The 13,033-nt window shown below is 69.4% G+C and carries 16 protein-coding genes; 13 read left to right on the plus strand and 3 right to left on the minus strand.

The window, feature by feature from the left end:
• Window positions 1-49 precede the first annotated feature (49 nt).
• Window positions 50-1,057, minus strand: coding sequence for a thiamine pyrophosphate-dependent dehydrogenase E1 component subunit alpha (locus AXA74_RS13215; protein ID WP_029578039.1), 1,008 nt, complete (start codon window positions 1,055-1,057; stop codon window positions 50-52).
• Window positions 1,058-1,565: 508 nt separating this feature from the next.
• Here AXA74_RS13215 and AXA74_RS13220 point away from each other — a divergent pair.
• A complete protein-coding gene (locus AXA74_RS13220) occupies window positions 1,566-2,552 on the plus strand; it encodes a Bug family tripartite tricarboxylate transporter substrate binding protein (RefSeq protein WP_029578038.1) in 987 nt (328 codons plus the stop codon).
• Window positions 2,553-2,556: 4 nt separating this feature from the next.
• On the opposite strand, the gene AXA74_RS13225 is transcribed toward AXA74_RS13220, so the two are convergent.
• Window positions 2,557-3,495 carry a LysR family transcriptional regulator gene (locus AXA74_RS13225; RefSeq protein ID WP_029578037.1) on the minus strand — a complete coding sequence of 313 codons (939 nt, stop codon included), beginning with the start codon at window positions 3,493-3,495 and terminating at the stop codon, window positions 2,557-2,559.
• A gap of 133 nt (window positions 3,496-3,628) precedes the next feature.
• Between AXA74_RS13225 and AXA74_RS13230 the strand changes: the two genes are divergently transcribed.
• The 12 genes from AXA74_RS13230 to gspN all read left to right on the plus strand — a co-directional run bounded on the left by AXA74_RS13230 (window position 3,629) and on the right by gspN (window position 12,347).
• Window positions 3,629-4,420, plus strand: a complete 792-nt coding sequence (locus AXA74_RS13230; protein ID WP_029578036.1) for a class II aldolase/adducin family protein — start codon at window positions 3,629-3,631, stop codon at window positions 4,418-4,420.
• Window positions 4,421-4,425: 5 nt separating this feature from the next.
• The gene (locus AXA74_RS13235) at window positions 4,426-5,412 is read left to right on the plus strand and encodes a D-2-hydroxyacid dehydrogenase (RefSeq protein ID WP_032979533.1); all 987 of its coding nucleotides are present in this window, start codon (window positions 4,426-4,428) and stop codon (window positions 5,410-5,412) included.
• Between the two features lie 19 nt (window positions 5,413-5,431).
• Window positions 5,432-6,634, plus strand: coding sequence for an aspartate transaminase (locus AXA74_RS13240; protein WP_032958394.1), 1,203 nt, complete (start codon window positions 5,432-5,434; stop codon window positions 6,632-6,634).
• Between the two features lie 91 nt (window positions 6,635-6,725).
• Window positions 6,726-7,163 (plus strand): type II secretion system protein N, encoded by a 438-nt coding sequence (locus tag AXA74_RS13245; protein ID WP_032958396.1) that lies wholly within the window; start codon window positions 6,726-6,728, stop codon window positions 7,161-7,163.
• 109 nt (window positions 7,164-7,272) lie between these two features.
• Window positions 7,273-7,698 carry a type II secretion system major pseudopilin GspG gene (gene gspG / locus AXA74_RS13250; protein ID WP_029578032.1) on the plus strand — a complete coding sequence of 142 codons (426 nt, stop codon included), beginning with the start codon at window positions 7,273-7,275 and terminating at the stop codon, window positions 7,696-7,698.
• Window positions 7,667-8,158, plus strand: a complete 492-nt coding sequence (gene gspH / locus AXA74_RS13255; RefSeq protein WP_312026064.1) for a type II secretion system minor pseudopilin GspH — start codon at window positions 7,667-7,669, stop codon at window positions 8,156-8,158. Before gspG ends, gspH begins: the two co-directional genes overlap by 32 nt.
• Window positions 8,145-8,528: a type II secretion system minor pseudopilin GspI gene (gene gspI / locus AXA74_RS13260; RefSeq protein ID WP_029578030.1), complete on the plus strand. Its 384-nt coding sequence runs from the start codon at window positions 8,145-8,147 to the stop codon at window positions 8,526-8,528. The genes gspH and gspI overlap by 14 nt, the downstream gene beginning before the upstream one ends.
• Window positions 8,525-9,127: a prepilin-type N-terminal cleavage/methylation domain-containing protein gene (locus AXA74_RS13265; protein ID WP_032979511.1), complete on the plus strand. Its 603-nt coding sequence runs from the start codon at window positions 8,525-8,527 to the stop codon at window positions 9,125-9,127. Before gspI ends, AXA74_RS13265 begins: the two co-directional genes overlap by 4 nt.
• A complete protein-coding gene (gspK, locus tag AXA74_RS13270; protein ID WP_029578028.1) occupies window positions 9,124-10,038 on the plus strand; it encodes a type II secretion system minor pseudopilin GspK in 915 nt (304 codons plus the stop codon). Before AXA74_RS13265 ends, gspK begins: the two co-directional genes overlap by 4 nt.
• A complete protein-coding gene (gene gspL / locus AXA74_RS13275) occupies window positions 10,035-11,012 on the plus strand; it encodes a type II secretion system protein GspL (RefSeq protein ID WP_032979512.1) in 978 nt (325 codons plus the stop codon). Before gspK ends, gspL begins: the two co-directional genes overlap by 4 nt.
• A complete protein-coding gene (gene gspM / locus AXA74_RS13280; RefSeq protein ID WP_032964228.1) occupies window positions 11,009-11,569 on the plus strand; it encodes a type II secretion system protein GspM in 561 nt (186 codons plus the stop codon). The genes gspL and gspM overlap by 4 nt, the downstream gene beginning before the upstream one ends.
• Window position 11,570: 1 nt before the next feature.
• Complete coding sequence (gene gspN / locus AXA74_RS13285) at window positions 11,571-12,347, plus strand: type II secretion system protein N (RefSeq protein ID WP_029578025.1); 777 nt, start codon at window positions 11,571-11,573, stop codon at window positions 12,345-12,347.
• A gap of 15 nt (window positions 12,348-12,362) precedes the next feature.
• On the opposite strand, the gene AXA74_RS13290 is transcribed toward gspN, so the two are convergent.
• Complete coding sequence (locus tag AXA74_RS13290; RefSeq protein WP_048940441.1) at window positions 12,363-12,923, minus strand: fimbrial protein; 561 nt, start codon at window positions 12,921-12,923, stop codon at window positions 12,363-12,365.
• Window positions 12,924-13,033: the final 110 nt, after the last annotated feature.

Below are 13,033 nucleotides of genomic sequence, written 5' to 3' on the forward strand. Positions count from 1 at the left end.
CTGTATGGCTCATTGCTGTCTCCGGTGTGGTGGGTCTTGGCGCGCCGGCTCAGGCGAACACGTTTTCCAGGGCCGCCTCGGGCCGCGGATAGGGGCTGTTGCGGGCGAAGACGTAGGCCGCCTGGATGCGCTCGCTCACGGCCGCGCGCAGGGCCAGGTCGGCCGCCTCGTCCAGCACGCCGTCGGCGCGCAGCCGCGCGCCCAGCAAGTCGATGGGATCGCGCGCGCGCAATTGCCGGGCTTCGTCCTTGGGCCGGTAGGTCTCCGGGTCGCCCTGGAAGTGACCCAGGTAACGGTCGGTCTTCACTTCGATCAGCGTCGGCCCGTCGCCGCGCCGCGCGCGCGCCACCGCCACGCCGGCGGCCTCGAACACGCGCACCGGATCGTTGGTGTCCACCAGCACGCCGGGGATGCCATAGCCCGGCGCCCGCAGGTCGTTGGACGGCACCGCCGTAGACTCGGACTTTTCCACCGAAATGCCGTACTTGTTGTCCTCGACGATGAACAGCACCGGCAGTTTCCACAGCGCCGCCAGGTTCAGCGCCTCGTGGAAAGCTCCCTGGTTGGCCGCGCCTTCGCCGAAGAAGGCCACCGCCACCCAGTCGCGGCCCAGCTTGCGGGCCGCCAGTGCCGCGCCGCAGGCCTGCGGCGCGCCCGCGCCGACGATGCCGCTGCAGGAAAACTTCGTCGGCGGATGGAACAGGTGCATGTGCCCGCCCTTGCCTTTGCCCAGCCCGGTTTTCTTGCCGAATATCTCGGCCGTCATTTCATCGAGCGGCACCCCCTTGGCGATCGCGAAGTGGTGCGGCCGGTGCGCCCCCACCACGGTGTCGTCCGGCGTGAGATGCGCGCACACGCCAACGGCCACCGGCTCCTGCCCGGCCGCCAGGTGCATCTCGCCCGGGACCGGCCCGGCGCCGATGTCGAAGGCCAGGCCCTTCTGGATCTTGGGCGGCAGCTTGCCCTCCAGATACACCTTGGCCATGGTCTCTTCGTACTCGCGTATCTCGACCATCTTTTCGTACATCCATAGCAACTGCGATCTGCTCGGTGTCATCGCCGTGTCTCCTCGTGTCGTGTCGGTCATCGGTATGGCAAGCAGCCGATACTGTCCTGGCACAGACGCAACATCCGTGCCAAGTTCCCGGCAAGGCGCGAAGGCTTGCGGAAAACCACTGGAAAATGAAGGAGATGGGAGATCCGGACAGCCCGGCCTGGCCGCCGCCGGACCGCAGTGAAGCGGGCGGGCCGCCCCGTTGTCGCGTGGCCGGCCGCGACGATTGTCGCGCGCGCCGCGCGACAATCGTCGCAGCGGCGAGGCGCGATGAGCGCGGACGCGCCATGCCAGCCTCCGGAGGCTCTGCCAGGCCCCATCGCCGCGTCCTGAATCGCCCCAGGCAAAGTAGGGCTCATGATCAAACGGCGCACTGACAAGGTGGCGACGGCGGGAATTATCTTCGCCATTGATAAATCCGCCGAAATTTCTCGTTTGTCTTTATTTATAGGCCTTCCTACTATCAGCCCTCGAAACATAAAACTGTCTAACTGGCTGACAAGGGGCAAGTGTGAAGACCATAAGAAAAACGGCGCGCGCGCGTCTGGGCGCGGCGCTGATCGGGGTACTGGGGCTGGCTGGCGTGGCCCAGGCGGCGGACTATCCTAGCGGGCCGATCACGATGATCATCCCGTTTTCGGCGGGGGGATCCACCGATGTGATCGGCCGGCTGCTGGGCGAGCGGCTGTCGGCGGCCTTGAAGCAGCCCGTGGTGGTGGAGAACCGGGGCGGCGCCGGGGGCAATATCGGCGCGGCGATGGTGGCCAAGGCCGCGCCCGATGGGCAGACCATGCTGTTCGGCACGACGGGGGTGTTCTCGATGAACGAGGCGCTCTATAGCAATCCGGGTTATGCCATCGGCAAGGACCTGCTGCCGGTGGTCTACACGGCCTCGATCAGCAATGTGCTCATCGTGAACAACAATCTGCCGGTCAAGACGGCGCAGGACTTGTTGAAGCTGGTGAAGGACCATCCTGGCAAGTACACCTTTGCGTCGTCCGGCGCGGGCAGTTCGACGCATATGTCGGGCGAGCTGTTCAAGAGCATGGGCGGCGTTGACATCATGCACGTGCCTTACCGCGGCAGCGGCCAGGCGCTGGTGGACCTGATGGGCGGCCAGGTGGATATGATTTTCGACAATGCCCCGTCTTCGGTGCCGCTGGTGAAAACAGGCAAGGTGCGCGCGCTGGCCGTCACCAGCAAGGGCCGCCTGGCGGCGCTGCCGGACACGCCGTCGATCAGCGAGTCGGTGCTGCCCGGGTATGAGTCCCTGTCGTGGACGGGTATCGCGGTGCCGGCCGGCACGCCGCCGGCGGTGGTGCAGCGCCTGAACACGGAGTTCAACAACATCCTGCGGCAGCCCGAGGTGCAGGCCAAGCTGGCCGAGCTGGGCGCGCAGGCGACGGGCGGTTCGCAAGCGGACTTCGAGCAGCACATCGCCAGCGAACGCGCCAAGTGGTCGAAGATCATCGTCGAGGCGAAGATCCCCAAGCAATAGGGCTTCAGGGCTTGGCCAGCACCCTCACCCCGTCGGGGACGGGGGTGTTGTGCAAGGTGCGCAGCAGGTATTGCACCAGGAGTTCCGAGCCGGGCGACAGCGAGCGCAGCTTGCGGGTCACCAGCGATACCTGCCGGGTGAGCACGGGCGCGCCCAGCGGCCGGAACACCAGGTCCTGCCCGCCGATGCGGGCCGCGGCCAGCGCGGGCAGGACGGAATAGCCGCCCGCGTGGCGCAGCACCGCCGACAGGGACGAGGTGTTGGAAACCTCGCTGCCGCCGCCGGCCATGAGGTCCTGGCGCGGCGCGTGCTGGCGCAGGAAGGCGCCGATGCCGGTGTCGGCGGTAAAGCCGACATAACCGTCCGCCTCGAGATCGGCCCAGTTCAGGGCGCGCCGGCCACGGGCATAGCGATGCTGGCCATGGCACAGCAGGCCGAAGCGGTCTTCGAACAGCGGCGTGTAGATGAGTTCGTCCAGCGGGTGGTGGGGGCTGGCGAAGGCGAAGTCCACCTCGCCCTGGATCACCATGCGCTCGACCTGTTCGGATGCCGCGTCGTAGAGCGACACGGTGATGTCGGGATAGTCGCGCTTGAGTTCGCCCATGGCGCGCGCCAGGAAGTACTGGGTGACCGAGGCCGCCGCGGCGATGCGGACATGGCCGCGGCGGCCCTGCGATAGCGACTCCAGGTCAGCCACGGCGCTGTCGAACTGCCTGAGGATGTGCTCGGCCTGAGCCTCGAAGCGCTCGGCTTCGGCGGTGAGGTTGACGCGGCGCGTGCTGCGGTCAAAGAGCTTGAAGCCGATTTCTTCTTCGAATTGCTGGATGGTGGCCGTGAGCGCCGACTGGGTGAGAAACAGATCCTTGGCGGCGACGGTGAACGAGCCGGTCTTGGCCACGGCGACAAAAGCGCGGAAATGCCGCAGCGACAGGTTACGGTTCATGGGCGCCCTTCCAGTTATCGGAAAACCATAATAATAGAAAAATTTTTATCATTTGTAGACATTAATGTGCCCTCCTAGAATGGCCCGGTCGATGCGCCATGCGCATGCCATTCACCCGCAAGGAGAAGTCCAGATGACCCCGCGCCCCGGCGTGCTGAACCTGCCGTCCATGAAAGAACGCTGCACTGCCCAGGAATGGGAGGCCCGCGTCAACCTCGCGGCCTGCTATCGCCTGATCGACCTCTACGGCATGTCGGACATGATGGCCAACCATATTTCTTCGCATGTGCCCGGGGAGGAAGGCGCTTTTCTGATCAATCCCTACGGCATGATGTACGAGGAGATCACGGCCTCCTGCCTGATCAAGGTGGACCTGGACGGCAATATCCTGTCCTCGCCGGATTTCGGGGAGTTGAAGTACGGCGTGAACAAGGCCGGCTATGTCATCCATAGCGCCGTGCATGCGGCCCGTCCCGAGATCGGCTGCGTCATCCACACCCACAGCTGGGCCTCGATGGCGGTGTCCGCCCTGGAATGCGGCCTGTTGCCCATCACCCAGACCTCGATGCGCTTCCTGCGCATCGGCTATCACGACTTCGAGGGCGTGGTGCTCAAGACCGATGAGCAGGCGTCCATCGTGCGCGACCTGGGCGACAACGAGGCCTTGCTGCTGCGCAACCATGGCGCGCTGGTGGTGGGCCGCAGCGTGGGCGAGGCCTTCAACTGGATGCACCGCCTGGAGCTGGCCTGCCGCACCCAGCTGGCCGCGATGGCCGCCAACTCGCCCTTGCGCGACGTGCCCGCCGAGGTCCTGCGCGAAACCTGGAACAACTACCAGCCCGGCACCCGCCGCCCCTATGGCGTCATGGAGTGGCCGGCGCTGCTGCGCAAGCTCGACCGCCTGGATCCGGGCTTTCGGGATTGATGTCCATGCGCCATCCCCGAAGCATCAAGTTGCTGATCTCGGCCACGGCCCGCGAGCGCCTGGGCGTGGGCCTGGACCAGGCCTTGGACGGCCTGCCCTGCGAGATCCTCACGCCCGCCGATACGCCGGCCTCGGCGCCCGGCGGCGCGGACATCGCCTATTGCTCGCGCGATATCACCGGCCTGTCGACCAAGCATGACGTCAAGCCGCCGCTGGAAGCTTTTTATGCCAGCCTGCGCGCTTCGCCCGCCTTGCAATGGGTGCACTTCCATTCGGCCGGGGCCGACCGGCCCATTTTTGCCGAACTGGCCGGGCGCCGGGTGCGCGCGACGACCTCGCCCGGCGCCAACGCGGAGGTGGTCGCCCAGACCGCCCTGGCCGGCCTGCTGATGCTCGCCCGCCATTTCCCCCTGATGCTGGCCCAGCAGCGCGAACGGCGCTGGACGTCGCTGGTGGCCACCGGCATGCCCGCCGACCTCGCGGGCCAGACGGCCCTGGTGGCCGGCTGGGGCCCGATCGGGCAGCGCATCGCCGCGTTCTTGAGGATGCTGGGCCTGAAGGTCATCGTGGCCCGCAGCACGGCCACCCCGGTCGACGGCGAGACCGAAACCCTGGCCTTCGAAGCCCTGCCCTCCCATGCCGGCCGGCTGGACTGGCTGATCCTGGCCTGCCCGCTGACCGAGCGCACCCGCCATTGGATAGACGCCAGGGTGCTGGGCGCCATGAAACCGTCGGCGCGCCTCATCAATGTGGCGCGCGGCGAGATCGTCGACGAAACCGCCCTGGTCGAGGCCCTGGCGCAGCGGCGCCTGGCCGGCGCCTATCTGGACGTCTTCGCGCACGAACCCCTGGCCGCGGACAGCCCGCTCTGGGCCCTGGACAACGTCATTGTCACGCCGCACGCGGCGGGCCATTCCGACGGCAACGAGCACCGCGTCGACGGCATCTTCCTGGACCACCTGCGCGCCTGGGCCTTGGCCGCGCGCGCCTGAACCTTCACGACGGAACCCCATGGATATCATCGCTTCCCGTATTCACCGCATCAAACCCTCTCCCAGCTCGATGGCCGGCCAGCGCGCCCGCGAGCTGGCCAAGTCGGGGCGCGACATCATCGCGCTGACCGCCGGCGAACCCGATTTCGACACGCCCGAACACATCTGCCAGGCCGCCGCGCGCGCCATGGCGCAATCGCGCACCAAGTACACCGACGTGGGCGGCACGCCCGAGCTCAAGGCCGCCATCCGCGCCAAGTTCAAGCGCGAGAACGAGCTGGACTACGACAGCAGCGAAGTCATCGCCTGCACCGGCGGCAAGCAGGTCATCTTCAATGCGCTGATGAGCACGGTGGAGGCCGGCGTGGAGGTCATCGTGCCGGCCCCTTATTGGGTGTCTTACCCGGACATCGTGCTGCTGGCCGGCGGCACGCCGGTGGTCGTGCCCTGCCCGGCCGACAACGGCTTCAAGCTGCGGCCCGAGGACCTCGAACGGGCCATCACTCCCAAGACGCGCTGGCTCATCCTCAACGCGCCCAACAATCCCAGCGGCGCGGTCTACAGCCGCGACGAACTGCTGGGCCTGGCCGCCGTGCTGGCGCGCCATCCCCATGTCTGGGTGATGACCGATGATATGTACGAGCATGTGCTCTATGACGGGCGCCGCTATTACACGATGGCCCAGGTCGCGCCCGAACTGAAATCGCGCACCCTGACGGTCAACGGCGTCTCGAAGGCCTATGCCATGACGGGCTGGCGCATCGGCTATGGCGCGGGCCCGGCCGCGCTTATCAAGGCCATGACCAAGCTGCAATCGCAGTCCACCTCCAACCCCTCCTCCATCAGCCAGGCCGCGGCCGCCGAAGCCCTGGCCGGCCCGCAGGACTTCATCGCCCAGCGCTGCGCCGTCTTCCAGGACCGCCGCGACAAGGTGGTGGCCGCGCTCACCGCCATCCCCGGCATCCGCTGCCACCTGCCGGAAGGGGCGTTCTATGTCTATCCCTCCTGCGCCGCGCTGCTGGGCAAGACCACGCCGCAAGGCAAGGTGCTGCGCACCGACGAAGACTTCGTGCTCTACCTGCTCGACGAGGTCAACCTCGCGGTGCTGCAGGGTGACGCCTACGGCATGTCGCCCTACTTCCGGATTTCCTTTGCCGCGAGCATGGATTTGCTGGAGCAGGGCATCTCCCGCATCGCGCAGGCGGTCGGGCGCCTGCGCTGAACGCGGCGGCAGCGGGGCGCCATCGGCCATCATCAAGCTGCAACATCGGCGTGCTTAGCTCTCGGTATCTGTCTCTTGCCGCCGAAGTGTCATGCGTCTTGCCCTTGCTTCCGTTTCCGCTCCCGGCGCCGTCCGGGTCCTGGCCGCCTGCGCCTGTGCCTGCGCCGTGGGGGTCTGGGGGGTGATCCTGCTGGCCCCCGCGCCGGCCGCCATGCCCGCGCCCCTGGCGGCGGCGCCCGCGCCGGCGCCCGACAACCAGCCGGTGGCGCGCTGGTTCGGCAAGGACGAAGCCTTGACGACCGAGGTGAAGATCCTCGGGGTGATCGCCGCGGGCCCGGCCGGCGCGGCGGTGCTCAGCATAGACGGCGGGCCGCCGGCCGCCTATCGCGCCGGCCAGGCGCTGCCGGGCGCCCTGGTGCTACGCGATATCGGCGCCGACACCGTGGTGCTGGACCAGCGCGGGCGCGAGCTGCGGCTGCGCGCGCCCCTCCAGGCGCCGGCGCCGGCCGGCCTCATCACAGTCCATTAGGGGCGCCGGCGCAACGTTTTGGCGCGAATCCCGCGCCGGCGGGCCAACCTTAATATTTCTGTACTATTTCATTTCGATAATCGGGCTTTCCCCTGAAAACCGAGATATCGTGCAGCACCGTACCCCTCTTTATTACCAGCGCGGCCTGACCCTGATCGAGATGCTGGTGGTGATGGTCATCATCGGCGTCCTGGCCGCCCTCATCGTGCCGCGGGTGCTGGACCGCCCCGAACAGGCCCGCCGCGTCGCCGCCCGCCAGGACATCGCCGGCATCATGCAGGCGCTCAAGCTCTATCGCCTGGACAACGGCCGCTATCCGGCGACGGCCCAGGGCCTGCGCGCGCTGGCCGAGAAACCCGATGGCGTGCCGGGCTGGCGCGGCTACCTGGACAAGCTGCCCATCGATCCCTGGGGCCACCCCTATCAATACCTCAACCCGGGTGCCAAGGGCGAGGTCGACGTCTTCTCCTTCGGCGCGGACAACAAGCCGGGCGGCGAGGGCAATGATGCGGACATCGGCTCCTGGGATCTCTGAGCGCGGCTTCACCCTGCTGGAGATGCTGGTGGTGCTGGTCATCATCGGCATGACGGCGGGCCTGGTGACGCTGTCGCTGCGCCCGTCCGGCGATCCGCTGCGCGAAGACGCGCAACGGCTGGCCGACGCCTTCAGGGTGGCCCAGGGCGAAGCCCGCAGCGACGGCCGCGTCATCCGCTGGCGAGGCGGCGACGGCGGCTGGTCTTTCGAGCGCGACGGCCGCGCCGGCACGCTGACCGCGCAAGATGACCGTGTCCCGCCACCCGATGATTTCGCCGGCGACGCCCAGCTTCGGCCCATGCGCTTCGCGGCCGCGCCGGTGCTGCTGCGGCTGGACCCGGACCGCCCGCTGCTCTTCAACACGGAATGGGTGGCCTCGCCCTTTGTGCTTACGCTGCAGGCCGCCGGCCGGCAGGTGGTGCTGCGGCGCGACGAGGCAGGCAACTATGACGTGCAATAGCGCGGACAGGCGACAGGCGGGCTTTACACTCATCGAGGTGCTGGTGGCCCTGGCCATCATCGCCGTGGCCCTGACGGCCGCCCTGCGCGCCACCGGCCTCATGGCTTCCAACCACCGCGCCCTGCACGATAAGGCGCTGGCGCTGTTGTCGGCCCAGAACGCCATTGCCCTGTTGCGGCTGCAGCCCGGCCTGCCGCGCGCCGGCACGCAATCCGATGCCTGCCCGCAAGGCGGCCTGAGCCTGCGCTGCGATCTGACCATCTCCAATACCATGAATCGCAGCTTCCGCCAGGTCAACGTCAAGGTGTATGGCGCCGACGGCCCCGGGGCGCTGATCCAGCTCGACGGCATGATCTCCGGCCTGCGATGAACACCCGCCACCCACTCCGCCGCCAACAGGGTTTCACCCTGATCGAAGTGCTGGTCGCCATCTCGCTGATGGCGCTGGTGAGTGTGATCGCCTGGCGCGGACTGCAACATGTCGCCGATGCGCGCAGCCGCATCCAGTCGCAATCGGCCGACACCGACCAGGTGATACGCGGCCTGGGCCAGCTGGCCCGCGACCTGGAGCTGGCCTATACCGGCCCGGCCTTCGACCCGCCAGCCAGCGACGCCGTGGCGCTCACCACGGGCATACGCCTGAGCGCGCGGCAGCTGGGCCGGCCCGTGCTGGACATCGTGCGTCCCGATCCGGACGGCGCGGGCCTGTGGCAGCGCGTGCAGTGGCGCGTGGACGCCCAGGGGCTGTGGCGCGCCGCGGGCTCGCCCGCCGCGCGCATGCCGCTGCCCCTGCCGGACCGCGGCGCCCTGCTGCTGCCCGGCGTCACCGCCATGAGCCTGCGGGCCTGGTTGCCGAATGCGGGCTGGACCCCGGCGACCCGTCCGCCGGGCGCCGCGCCGCAAGGGCTGGAGCTAGCGGTCGAGCGGGGCCCGCGGCAACGCTATACCCGCGTGGTGGAGCTGCCATGAATCCCATGGAACGGCAGCGCGGCACCGCCATCATCATGGCCCTGATCGTGGTCACGGTGGTCGCGGCCCTGGCCACCAGCCTCTTTCAGCGCCAGACCGCCAGCACGCGGCAATTCGAAAACGCCCTGGCCCGCGCCCAGGCGCGCGAGCTGCTGGCCGGCGGAACCGACTGGGCCCGCCTCATCCTGCGCGAGCATGGCCGCCAGGAGACGCTCACCACGCTGCAGCAGGTCTGGGCCACGCCGGTGCTGGATACACGCATCGAGCGCCCCGGCGACGACCGGGTGGCTGTGTTCACTGGCCGTATCGAGGACGAACAGGGCAAGTTCAACCTCTATGGGCTGGCGCGCGGCGGCGTTCCCCAGCCCGAGGCCTTGCAGGCCCTGGCGCGCCTGCTGCAGCTGCAACAGCTGCCCGAGGGCCTGGCCGACACCCTGCTGCAGGCGGTGTTGGCGGCGCAGGCGCCGGCCGCCGGCGAGCAGACCGCCCTGGCCCAGGCGCCGCTGCCGCGCGGCATGGCCGAGCTGGCCGACCGGCTGGGCCTGCGGGCGCCGGTGCGCGCCGCGCTCATGCGCACGATGACGCTGCTGCCGGCCAGCACCAGCGTCAACATCAACACCGCGCCCGCCGAGGTGATCGCGGCCCTGGTGCCCGACTTGTCGCTGTCGCAGGCGCGCGCGCTGGCCGGCGAACGCGACCGCGGCAATTGGTTCAACAACAGCGGCGACTTCGCCAATCGCCTTGCCGCCTACGGCGTGCAGGCCACGCCGCCCGGCGTGGCCACGACCAGCGGCTGGTTCATGGCCAGCGGCACGCTGGTCTATGAGCGCGCCCGCGTCGGCATGCAGGCCTTGCTGCACAGCGCGCCGCCCGCCGTCCCCCAGACCACCTGGATAAGAGAACTGCCATGAAGAACATGCTGCGCATCGCCCTGCCTCCTTTGGCGATGCTGCATCCCCATACGCTGCTGCCCTACGCCTGGTATGACCGGCGCGGCCAGCTGGCGCGCCAGGGGCAAGACACGGCGCGGGCGCTCGCCACGTCTTTCCGTGGCGCGCCCGCCGAGGCCGTGCTGCACCCGGAAGATGCCATCGCCGCCGAGATCGCCGTGCCCGCCCTGGGCCGGGCCCGCCATGCGGCCGTGGTACGCGGGGCCCTGGAGCCGCTGGTGCTGGGCGACCTGGATGAGCTGTCCATCGGTTATTCCGCCAGCGACGGCCAGGGGCGGGTGGCGGTGGCCTGGGCGCCCCGCCCGGCGATCGAACGGGCCTGCGCCCTTCTGGCCCAGCAGGGCATGCGCCTGCGCGCCCTCGTGCCCGCGCAGGCGCTAGGCGGCGACGAAGCGCTGCTGGCCGAAGCCGACCCGCGCTGGCGCGCGCCCTCGCCCGGCTGGTCGCTGCAGCTGCCGCGCCAGGCCGCCGGCCACGCTTCGCGCTGGCGCGCGCCGCTGCGCCTGGCCGGCGCGGCGGCCGTGCTGTGGCTGCTGGGCCTGAATCTCTACGCCGGCCGGCTTGACGCCGAGGCGCGCGCGCTGCGTGAGCGCATGACGCAGCGCGTGCAGCAGGCCTTCGGCCTGCCGGTGGTCATCGACCCCTTGCGCCAGGCGCAGCAGGGCTTGCAGGCTGCCCGCGGCGCCCAGGCCAGCGGCGACGACTTCCTGGCGCTGGCACGCGACGCGGCGCGGCTGCTGCCCGTCGCGGATGACAACATCAAGCAACTGAGCTACGCCGACCAGGCCCTCACGCTGCAACTGCTGGCTGAAGACGAGGCGGCGCGCCAGCTGGCCGCCACGCCCAAACTATTGCAGCAGGCCGCCGCGCTGGGGCTGCAGCTGGAGCAGCAGGACAAGAAACCGATCTGGCGCATCACGCGCAAACAACCATGAACCCCTTGATAGACCGCTGGCGCCGACTGCGCCGGCAAACCGATCCGTTGCTCGCCCCGCTGCGCCAGCGCCATGCCGCGCTGAGCCCGCGCGACCAGCGCCTGCTGCGCCTCATGACCGCGGTGCTGGGCGCGGCCGGCCTGTTCCTGTTCTTTATCGAACCGCCGCTGGACACGCTCTCGCGGCTGCGCGCCGAGCTGCCCGCGCTGCGCGTGCAGGCCGCGGCCGTGGACGACTTGGCCGCGCAGGCCGGCGCCCTGTCCCGGCGCGCCCGCGCGCGCGCCGTCATGCCGCAAGAGCAGGAATTGCGCGGCAGCCTGGCGCGCGCCGGCCTGCCGCCCGGGCGCTGGACGCTGGCGCCCGAGGACGGCGGTTATCTGCTGACCGTGGACGATGTGCCGGCGCAAAGCCTGCTGGACTGGCTGGAGAACAGCGCCCAGGATTGGGGCCTGACGGCGCGGCAGGCCGAACTCATCCGGGCCACCAATCCCCATGGCCGGCCTTTGCCCGGCATGGTCCACGGCAAGCTGCGGCTGGCGCCGCGGCAGGGAGACTGAGATGCGCCGATGGCAACGCCTGCTGACGGGCGCCGGCCTGGCGGCCTGCGCCGCCGTGGCCGGCCTGAGCGTCATGCCGGCACGCTGGCTGCTGGCGGTCCTGCCCGCCGATGCCCTGGTCAGCCTGGCCGACGCGCAAGGCACGCTCTGGGAGGGCCAGGCCTGGGTCGCGCTGGGCGCGCCGCAGCAGCGCCGCCTGCTGCCCGAACCGGTGCAATGGCGCTGGCGCTGGGCCAGCCTGGACCTGGAGGCCCGCCACCCCTGGCTGCAAGGCCCGCTGATCATCACGCCCAGGCCGGACGGCTTGAGGCTGGGCGCGCAAAGCCTGCGCGCGCCGGCCACGACGCTGGCCGCGCTCGGCGCGCCCTGGAATACGCTCAGCCCGGGCGGCATGCTGGACCTGCGCTGGCAAGCCCTCAATACCGCGTCCCCGCCCGCCGGGCCCGTGGCCCAGTTGCGCTGGCAGGACGCGAGCACGGCGCTCTCCCCGCTGCCCCGGATAGGCGACTATGTCATGCGGGTGGAGGGCACGGGCGGCAAAGGCTTCCGCCTGGCGCTGGCCACCGAGGCCGGCGTGCTGCAGGTCGACGGCCAGGGCAGCGCGGACGGCAAGGGCCTGCGCTTCTCGGGCCGGGCCACCTACGCGCCCGGCGCCGAACCGGCCCAGCGCCGCGCGCTGGACAGCCTGCTCGCGGCCCTGGGGCCGCGCCAGGGCGATGTGGTGATCTTCGGCAACGTTCCGGCGCCCGCGGCGCTGGCGCGTCGCGGCCCGCCCTGAGACCGCCTGGCGTCATCAGGGATAGACGATGGAGTACTGCACATAGGTCTCCAGCTTGCCGGCCGTCACCGCCTCGGCGGAGGTCCTGACATAGCGCGCCAGATAGCGCAGCGTCGCGGACTGGTCGGTCACGGCCACGTCCTGGGTGGCCTGGGATGCGGCGTCCGCGCCCATCTTGATGGGACTGCCGTTCGGGTTGGCCAGCTGGATCTGCACGTTGCTGAACACCGTGGCGCCCGTGCGATCCGGAATGGACGCCTCGGCCACCGTCTTCGCGGCCGCCGTGGTGTAGGCGATGAGGTTGCCGGTGCCATAGTCGGTGGTCGCGCCCGGCTCGAAATAGGCCTTGACCTTGTTGTTATTGAGCGCCGCGGGGCAGTCTGTCAGCTTGATCTCGAACAAGGTCGCGCCGGCTGTGTCATGGACGTTCTTGATGGCCGAGGCGCTGATCTTGGGCAGGTTGACGATCAGATTGTAGGGGGGATCCACATTGTTGATCTTGCAGGTCTGGTCGGTGATCTCGCCATTGATGGTGATGGTGCCGTCGGCGGCATGGGCGGGCGGCATGCCCATCATGCCCGCCACGGCCAGCGAGGCGGCGGCGATCCTCACGCATTCAATTGCGGATTGCGGATTGCGGATTGCGGATTGCGGATTGCGGATTTCATTTTCTGGCTTCCGGGACA

Source organism: Bordetella hinzii LMG 13501, from assembly GCF_001548475.1.
GTDB classification, from domain to species: domain Bacteria; phylum Pseudomonadota; class Gammaproteobacteria; order Burkholderiales; family Burkholderiaceae_B; genus Bordetella; species Bordetella hinzii.

What these genes read in the sequence shown, in the direction of transcription:
- AXA74_RS13215 (WP_029578039.1), bottom strand. Translation starts at nt 1,057, where the DNA reads ATGACACCGAGCAGATCGCAGTTGCTATGGATGTACGAAAAGATGGTC.
- AXA74_RS13225 (WP_029578037.1), bottom strand. Translation starts at nt 3,495, where the DNA reads ATGAACCGTAACCTGTCGCTGCGGCATTTCCGCGCTTTTGTCGCCGTG.
- AXA74_RS13230 (WP_029578036.1), top strand. Translation starts at nt 3,629, where the DNA reads ATGACCCCGCGCCCCGGCGTGCTGAACCTGCCGTCCATGAAAGAACGC.
- AXA74_RS13235 (WP_032979533.1), top strand. Translation starts at nt 4,426, where the DNA reads ATGCGCCATCCCCGAAGCATCAAGTTGCTGATCTCGGCCACGGCCCGC.
- AXA74_RS13240 (WP_032958394.1), top strand. Translation starts at nt 5,432, where the DNA reads ATGGATATCATCGCTTCCCGTATTCACCGCATCAAACCCTCTCCCAGC.
- AXA74_RS13245 (WP_032958396.1), top strand. Translation starts at nt 6,726, where the DNA reads ATGCGTCTTGCCCTTGCTTCCGTTTCCGCTCCCGGCGCCGTCCGGGTC.
- gspH (WP_312026064.1), top strand. Translation starts at nt 7,667, where the DNA reads ATGATGCGGACATCGGCTCCTGGGATCTCTGAGCGCGGCTTCACCCTG.
- gspI (WP_029578030.1), top strand. Translation starts at nt 8,145, where the DNA reads ATGACGTGCAATAGCGCGGACAGGCGACAGGCGGGCTTTACACTCATC.
- AXA74_RS13265 (WP_032979511.1), top strand. Translation starts at nt 8,525, where the DNA reads ATGAACACCCGCCACCCACTCCGCCGCCAACAGGGTTTCACCCTGATC.
- gspK (WP_029578028.1), top strand. Translation starts at nt 9,124, where the DNA reads ATGAATCCCATGGAACGGCAGCGCGGCACCGCCATCATCATGGCCCTG.
- gspL (WP_032979512.1), top strand. Translation starts at nt 10,035, where the DNA reads ATGAAGAACATGCTGCGCATCGCCCTGCCTCCTTTGGCGATGCTGCAT.
- gspM (WP_032964228.1), top strand. Translation starts at nt 11,009, where the DNA reads ATGAACCCCTTGATAGACCGCTGGCGCCGACTGCGCCGGCAAACCGAT.
- gspN (WP_029578025.1), top strand. Translation starts at nt 11,571, where the DNA reads ATGCGCCGATGGCAACGCCTGCTGACGGGCGCCGGCCTGGCGGCCTGC.
- AXA74_RS13290 (WP_048940441.1), bottom strand. Translation starts at nt 12,923, where the DNA reads ATGATGGGCATGCCGCCCGCCCATGCCGCCGACGGCACCATCACCATC.